This is a genomic window from Kitasatospora sp. NPDC087861, from assembly GCF_044742585.1.
In the GTDB taxonomy this organism is placed as follows: domain Bacteria; phylum Actinomycetota; class Actinomycetes; order Streptomycetales; family Streptomycetaceae; genus Kitasatospora.
Genome location: NZ_JBIUUS010000084.1, coordinates 1 through 7,054 on the forward strand (window position 1 = coordinate 1; position 7,054 = coordinate 7,054).

Sequence of the window (7,054 nt, forward strand, 5' to 3'; positions counted from 1 at the left end):
ATGGGCACCGGCACCGACGCCGCGATCGAGGCGGGCGACCTCACCCTGGTCCGCGGCGACCTGCTGGCGGCGGCCGACGCGATCCGGCTCTCCCGCCGCACCCTCGGCACCATCAAGGGCAACCTGTTCTGGGCCTTCGGCTACAACGTGGCGGCGATCCCGCTGGCCGCCGCCGGGATGCTCAACCCGATGATCGCGGGGGCCGCGATGGCCTTCTCCTCGGTCTTCGTGGTCACCAACAGCCTGCGGCTGCGCCGCTTCCAGCCCGCCTGAGGCACCCGCCCGCCACCGCGAGGGGCCCGGACCGGACGAACCCTGGCCCGGGCCCTTCCCGGTGGTTCACCCCCGAGCAGCCACCGCAGCCCGCCACCCAAGGCCCGCCGCCCAAGGCCCGAGCGAGCAGTCCGCCGCTCAACGCCCGAGCAGCTCGCCGCCGTTGCAGTGCAGGATCTCGCCGGTGATGAACCCGGCCTCGGGCGAGGCCAGGAAGTACACCGCCGCCGCGACCTCGCCGGTCTCCCCGATCCGGCCGAGCAGGGTGCGCGCCGCCCGGCGGGAGACCTCCGCCTCGTCCAGGCGCGGGCCGAAGAACTCGGTGCCGGCCACCGTCCCCGGCGCGACGATGTTGGCGGTGATCCCCGAGGTGCCCAACTGGGCGGCCAGGAAGTGGTTCCAGGCGTGCAGCGAGGCCTTCGCGGCGCCGTACGAGCCGGCCCCGCGCAGGGCGGCGATCGAGCTGATGGTGACCACCCGGCCGGCGCCCGGGGTGAGCCGGTCCCGGATCGACTCGGTGAGCAGCACCACGGTCAGCACGTTGCGCTCGAAGTCGCCGCGCCAGCGGGCCAGCAGGGCGTGCGGCCCGGCGCCGATCACGGTCTCCCGGCTGCCAGCGTTGTTGACCAGGACGTCGATCCGCTCGGGCAGTTCGGCGAGCGCGGCCTCGACGGCGTCGGGGTCGGCGAGGTCGCACACCAGCGGGGTGACGTTCGGCCCGAGATCGGCCGCGGCCTTCTCCAGCACCGCGCGACGGCGGCCCACGATCACGACCCGTTCGCCCGCCTCGGCGAACCGCCGCGCGACTTCGTACCCGATTCCCGTGCCACCGCCGGTGACAACGACGTTCCTGGCCATCTGCGCACTCCCTCCCCAGTTCCGCCGCCACGCTGCGAGGGTGCGGGACGGTCCGTACCGGAATGCCACGATTCCTATCACGCTCGGTTGCCGTGACTGCGGGGAGGGTGACGTCGCGCGTGCGGGATCGTGTGGTATGGGCAGGGCACGACGCGCACACGGAGCGTGGCGAGAGGCAGCTCACACCCCCCGGGCGTAACTTCTCGCACCCTGATACGTCTTAGGTTGGTAGTGCGGCAGTTTTTCCGATGGGCTGGGACGCGGCGAACGGCAAACGCGTCCCCGCACTGGCATCGGTTGCCGCCGACGGGGCTCCGGCGGGCCCCGGGACGGTCGTCGACCCTGGCGACCTTCGCGCACGACGCCGGGGTTGCGGCGGGTCAGGGACGCTTTGAGCGGCCGTCCCCGGCTGCGGCCGCCCCCGGAGTCGTGCGCCGTACGGTTCCGTCCGCGTGCGGGGCGCCCACCCGGGCCCACCGCGCGGGGACGCGGAAGGGCCCGGCCGCACAGCGCGGCCGGGCCCTTCCTGGTACGGCGTCAGCGGTCGCCGAGGGCGACGAAGTCGCGGATCTCGACGCCGGTGTAGATCTGGCGCGGGCGGCCGATCCGACTGGTCGGGTCGTTGATCATCTCGTGCCAGTGGGCGATCCAGCCCGGCAGCCGGCCGAGGGCAAACAGCACGGTGAACATGCTGGTCGGGAAGCCCATGGCGCGGTAGATCAGGCCGGTGTAGAAGTCCACGTTCGGGTAGAGCTTGCGCGAGATGAAGAAGTCGTCCTTGAGGGCGTGCTCCTCCAGCTTGAGCGCGATGTCCAGCAGCTCGTCGTTCTTGCCGAGCTGGCCGAGGACCTCGTGCGCGAGCAGCTTGACCTGCGCGGCGCGCGGGTCGAAGGCCTTGTAGACGCGGTGACCGAAGCCCATCAGCTTGACGCCGGCTTCCTTGTTCTTCACCTTCGTGATGAAGGCGTCGACGTCGCCGCCGTCCTTCTGGATGCTCTCCAGCATCTCCAGCACGGCCTGGTTGGCGCCGCCGTGCAGCGGGCCCCACAGCGCCGAGATGCCGGCCGAGATCGAGGCGAACAGGTTGGCGTGGCTGGAGCCGACCAGGCGCACGGTGGAGGTCGAGCAGTTCTGCTCGTGGTCCGCGTGCAGGATGAGCAGCTTGTCCAGGGCGTTGACGATGACCGGGTTGAGCTCGTAGTCCTCGGCGGGGACGGCGAAGGTCATCCGCAGGAAGTTCTCGACGTAGCTCAGGTCGTTGCGCGGGTAGACGAAGGGCTGGCCCATCGCCTTCTTGTACGCGTAGGCGGCGATCGTCGGCAGCTTCGCGAGCAGGCGGACGGTCGACAGGTGACGCTGGCCCGCGTCGAACGGGTTGTGGCTCTCCGGGTAGAACGTGGACAGCGCGCCGACCACCGAGGACAGCATGGCCATCGGGTGGGCGTCCCGCGGGAAACCCTGGAAGAAGCGCTTGACGTCCTCGTGCAGCAGGGTGTGCTGGGTGATCTCGCGGTTGAAATCCGCCAGCTGGTCCGCGTTGGGCAGCTCACCGTTGATCAGGAGGTACGCGGTCTCGATGAAGCCGCCCTGTGCTGCGAGCTGCTCAATCGGGTAGCCGCGGTACCGCAGGATGCCGTTGTCGCCGTCCACGAAGGTGATCGCGGACTTGTACGCGGCGGTGTTACCGAAGCCGTTGTCCAGGGTGACCAGGCCGGTCTGCGGCAGCAGCTTCGAGATGTCGAAGCCGGCGTTGCCCGCAGTGCTCTCGACGACGGGGTACTCGTACTCGCCGTCCTGGTACCGCAGTACTACCGAGTTGTCGCTCACGTCTTCCTCACCGACGAAATGAATCCTCTTCCAAGGTGCCCTGACTGTCTCTACCATCCCCCATCTGGAGGACAGCCGCGCACCCGGGGTGGCCCGAAAGGGCCCGCCCCTACAAAACCTGCCGCCGCAGCCGGTACGAACCGGACAAGATCGGCACCACCCTAGGCTCTGCCGTAAATCTCTTCACGTCAAGAGAACATTAGAGGCAACCATCCTGTTGGATAATCATCCAGTTCCCAGCCGATGATCGAGGGCCGCATGCCGCCGACCTGCACTGACGGTCCGTACGGCCTGCGCGATCGCCTTCCGTGACCCCACCAGTACCACCAGTTTCCTGGCCCTGGTCACAGCGGTGTAGAGCAGATTTCGCTGGAGCATCGTCCAAGCGGACATGGTGACCGGAATCACCACCACCGGGTACTCGCTGCCCTGCGAGCGGTGGATCGTCACCGCGTACGCGTGGGCCAGCTCGTCCAGTTCGTCGAAGTCGTACGCCACCTCCTCGTCCTCGTCGGTGAGCACCGTCAACCGCTGGTCGTCCACGCTGAGGGCGGTCACCACTCCCACTGTGCCGTTGAAGACACCGTTCCGCCCCTTGTCGTAGTTGTTGCGCACCTGCGTGACCTTGTCCCCCACCCGGAACGTCCGCCCGCCGAACCGCCGCTCCGCCACCCCCTCCCGGGCCGGCGTCACCGCGGCCTGCAGCAGCGTGTTCAGGTTGCCCGCCCCGGCCGGGCCCCGGTGCATCGGCGCCAGCACCTGCACGTCCCGGCGCGGGTCGAAACCGAACTTCTGCGGGATCCGCCGCGCCACCACGTCCACCGTCAGACCGGCCGCCCGCTCCGCGTCGTCCTCCACGAACAGGAAGAAGTCCGCCAGACCGTCCGTCAGCGGCGGCTTCCCCTCGTTGATCCGGTGCGCGTTGGTCACCACGCCGGACTGCTGCGCCTGCCGGAAGATCCTGGTCAGCCGCACCGACGGGATCGGGCCGCCCTCCGCCAGCAGGTCCCGCAGCACCTCGCCGGCCCCCACCGAGGGCAGCTGGTCCACGTCCCCCACGAACAGCAGGTGCGCCCCCGGCGGTACCGCCTTGACCAGCTTGTTCGCCAGGATCAGATCCAGCATCGACGCCTCGTCCACCACCACCAGATCGGCGTCCAGCGGCCGGTCCCGGTCGTACGCCGCGTCCCCGCCCGGCTTCAGCTCCAGCAGCCGGTGCACCGTCGAGGCCTCCACCCCGGTCAGCTCCGACAACCGCTTCGCCGCCCGCCCGGTCGGCGCCGCCAGCACCACCTTCGCCCGCTTCGCCAGCGCCAGCGTCACGATCGACTTCACCGTGAAGGACTTGCCGCACCCCGGACCGCCCGTCAGCACCGCGACCCGCTCGGTCAGCGCCAGCCGCACCGACTGCTCCTGCTCCGGCGCCAGCTCCGCCCCGGTCCGCTTCGCCAGCCACTCCAGCGCCACCGGCCAGTCCACCGAACCGAACCACGGCATCCGGTCGGAATCCGAACGCAGCAGCCGCAGCAACTGGTTGGCCAGCGAGATCTCCGCCCGGTGGAACGGCACCAGGTACACCGCGGTGATCGGCTCGCCCGCCTCCCCCGGCACCGACTCCCGCACCACCCCCTCCGCCGCCACCAGCTCCGCCAGGCAGTCGATCACCAGCCCCACGTCCACCTGCAGCAGCTTCACCCCGTCCGCGATCAGCCGCTCCTCGGGCAGGTAGCAGTGCCCCTGATCGCTGCTCTGCGACAGCGCGTACTGCAGCCCCGCCTTCACCCGCTCCGGGCTGTCGTGCGGGATCCCCACCGCCTGGGCGATCCGGTCCGCCGTCAGGAAACCGATGCCCCACACGTCCGACGCCAGCCGGTACGGCTCGTTCCTGACCACCCCGATCGAGCTGTCCCCGTACTGCTTGTAGATCCGCACCGCGAGCGAGGTCGACACCCCGACCCCCTGCAGGAAGACCATCACCTCCTTGATGGCCTTCTGCTCCTCCCAGGCCGCCGCGATCTTCTTCGTCCGCTTCGGCCCCAGCCCCGGCACCTCGATCAGCCGGCCCGGCTCGTTCTCGATCACCTCCAGGGTGTCCACCCCGAAGCGCTCCACGATCCGCTCGGCGAACCGCGGCCCGATCCCCTTGATCAGCCCCGAACCCAGGTACCGCTGGATGCCCTGCACCGTCGCCGGCAGCACCGTCGTGTAGTTCTCCACCGTGAACTGCCGCCCGTACTGCGGGTGCGAACCCCACCGCCCGTGCAGCCGCAGCGACTCGCCCACCTGCGCGCCCAGCAGCGCGCCCACCACCGTCAGCAGGTCGTTCCCGCCCCGGCCGGTGTCCACCCGGGCCACCGTGTAGCCGGTCTCCTCGTTGGCGTACGTGATCCGCTCCAGCACGCCCTCGACCTGCGCGAGCTGGCGCGGCGCCTCCTGCCCCGACTGCGCCTGCCTGGCCACCGGGACCCCCTTCGACCGGTACGGGTGGACCTTTCCGTTACGCACCGTACCGCCCGGCCCCGACAACCCCGCACCCGCGCCGACCGCCCCCGAACGCCCTGCCGTGCAGCGCCCCGGCCGGGGTGCCAGGCTGGGAGGGGCAAGGGGGGCACCGATCGCGCCCGCGCCCGCACGGGCCCCCGTCCGAGGAGCAGAGCCCATGCTTAACACCGCCTTCCGCCCCGGCTCCCCCGCCTGGGTCGACCTGGGCAGCCCCGACACCCAGGCCTCCGTCAGCTTCTACACGGCCCTGTTCGGCTGGACCTTCGACTCGGCCGGCCCCGAGGCCGGCGGGTACGGCTTCTTCCAGCTCGACGGCCGGACGGTCGCCGCCCTCGGCCCGCTCGCCGAGGAGGGCGCCCTGCCCGCCTGGACGCTGTACTTCACCACCCTCGACGCCGACCGCACCACCGAACTCGTCGAACAGGCCGGCGGACGCGTCCGGTTCACCCCCTTCGACGTCTTCACCGCGGGCCGGATGGCCGGCTACGCCGACCCGACCGGCGCCGAGTTCGCCGTCTGGCAGCCGCACGACACCCGCGGCCTGGACGTCGTCAACGAGGAGGGCAGCCTCTGCTGGGCCGAGTGCTACAGCGTCGACGCCGAACGCGCCAAGTCCTTCTACCGCACCGTCTTCGGCTGGCAGGAGCAGGACGTCCCGCTCGAAGGCGTCCTCTACACCGTCCTCACCCCGGCCGGCGCCGGCAGCGACGACGCCCATGGCGGCATCATGCAGCTCGGCCCCGAGCACACCGCCGCCGGCACCACCTCGCACTGGCTCCCCTACTTCGAGGTCCCCAACGTGGACGCCAGCCTCGCCATCGCCGACACCCTGGGGGCGACGGTGCGGATCCCCGCCATGGACGTCCACGGCGTCGGCCGGCTCGCCCAGCTGCACGACCCGCACGGCGCCGTCTTCGCCGTCATCACCAGTGCCAAGCCCGGGGAGTGACGTCGGATCACCCCCGAGAAGGGCCGTGAGGGGGCCCTACGGGCACCGACGGACAGGGGTGCGGGGAAGGCGGCCACCTATCCTCTGATCATGAACGATCTGACGATTCGCCGGGCCACCGAAGCCGACCTGCCCGCGATAGTGGCCATGCTCGCCGACGACCCCCTCGGCGCCACCCGCGAGAGCTCTGACGACCTCGCGCCCTACCTGGACGCCTTCGCCCGCATCGACGGCGACCCGCACCAGCACCTCGTCGCCGCCGAACGCGCCGGCCGAACCGTCGGCACCCTGCAGCTGACCGTGGTCCCCGGCCTCTCCAGGAAGGGCTCCACCCGGACCATCATCGAGGGCGTCCGCATCCACGCCGACGAGCGGGGCACCGGCCTCGGCACCGAACTGATCGAGTGGGCGATCGAGCGTGCACGCGAACTCGGCGCGGACCTCGTCCAGCTCACCTCCGACGCGACCCGCACCGACGCCCACCGCTTCTACGAGCGGCTCGGCTTCGTCCCGTCGCACCTCGGATTCAAACTCCAGCTCTGATTTCGGCCCGGAAATGCAGAGAACCCCCATCCGGTTTCCCGGATGGGGGTTCTCTGTGAATGATTGTTCGGCGGCGTCCTACTCTCCCACAGGGTCCCCCCT

5 protein-coding genes and 1 pseudogene are annotated in these 7,054 nt (G+C 70.6%); 3 read left to right on the forward strand and 3 right to left on the reverse strand.

Annotation, left to right across the window (positions count from 1 at the left end):
- Positions 1-273 (forward strand): annotated as a pseudogene (locus ACIOJE_RS40905) (heavy metal translocating P-type ATPase); the annotation flags it as partial.
- Between the two features lie 138 nt (positions 274-411).
- Here ACIOJE_RS40905 and ACIOJE_RS40910 read toward each other — a convergent pair.
- From ACIOJE_RS40910 to ACIOJE_RS40920, 3 genes are all read right to left on the reverse strand, one after another.
- Positions 412-1,131: an SDR family NAD(P)-dependent oxidoreductase gene (locus ACIOJE_RS40910; protein WP_280684309.1), complete on the reverse strand. Its 720-nt coding sequence runs from the start codon at positions 1,129-1,131 to the stop codon at positions 412-414.
- A gap of 537 nt (positions 1,132-1,668) precedes the next feature.
- Positions 1,669-2,958, reverse strand: a complete 1,290-nt coding sequence (locus tag ACIOJE_RS40915) for a citrate synthase (protein ID WP_280684307.1) — start codon at positions 2,956-2,958, stop codon at positions 1,669-1,671.
- Between the two features lie 225 nt (positions 2,959-3,183).
- On the reverse strand, positions 3,184-5,418 hold the full coding sequence (locus ACIOJE_RS40920) for an ATP-dependent RecD-like DNA helicase (RefSeq protein WP_400783748.1): 2,235 nt from the start codon (positions 5,416-5,418) through the stop codon (positions 3,184-3,186).
- Between the two features lie 199 nt (positions 5,419-5,617).
- Between ACIOJE_RS40920 and ACIOJE_RS40925 the strand changes: the two genes are divergently transcribed.
- Both ACIOJE_RS40925 and ACIOJE_RS40930 read left to right on the forward strand, forming a co-directional pair.
- Positions 5,618-6,409, forward strand: a complete 792-nt coding sequence (locus tag ACIOJE_RS40925; protein ID WP_280684303.1) for a VOC family protein — start codon at positions 5,618-5,620, stop codon at positions 6,407-6,409.
- 90 nt (positions 6,410-6,499) lie between these two features.
- Positions 6,500-6,952, forward strand: a complete 453-nt coding sequence (locus ACIOJE_RS40930) for a GNAT family N-acetyltransferase (protein ID WP_400783752.1) — start codon at positions 6,500-6,502, stop codon at positions 6,950-6,952.
- Positions 6,953-7,054: the final 102 nt, after the last annotated feature.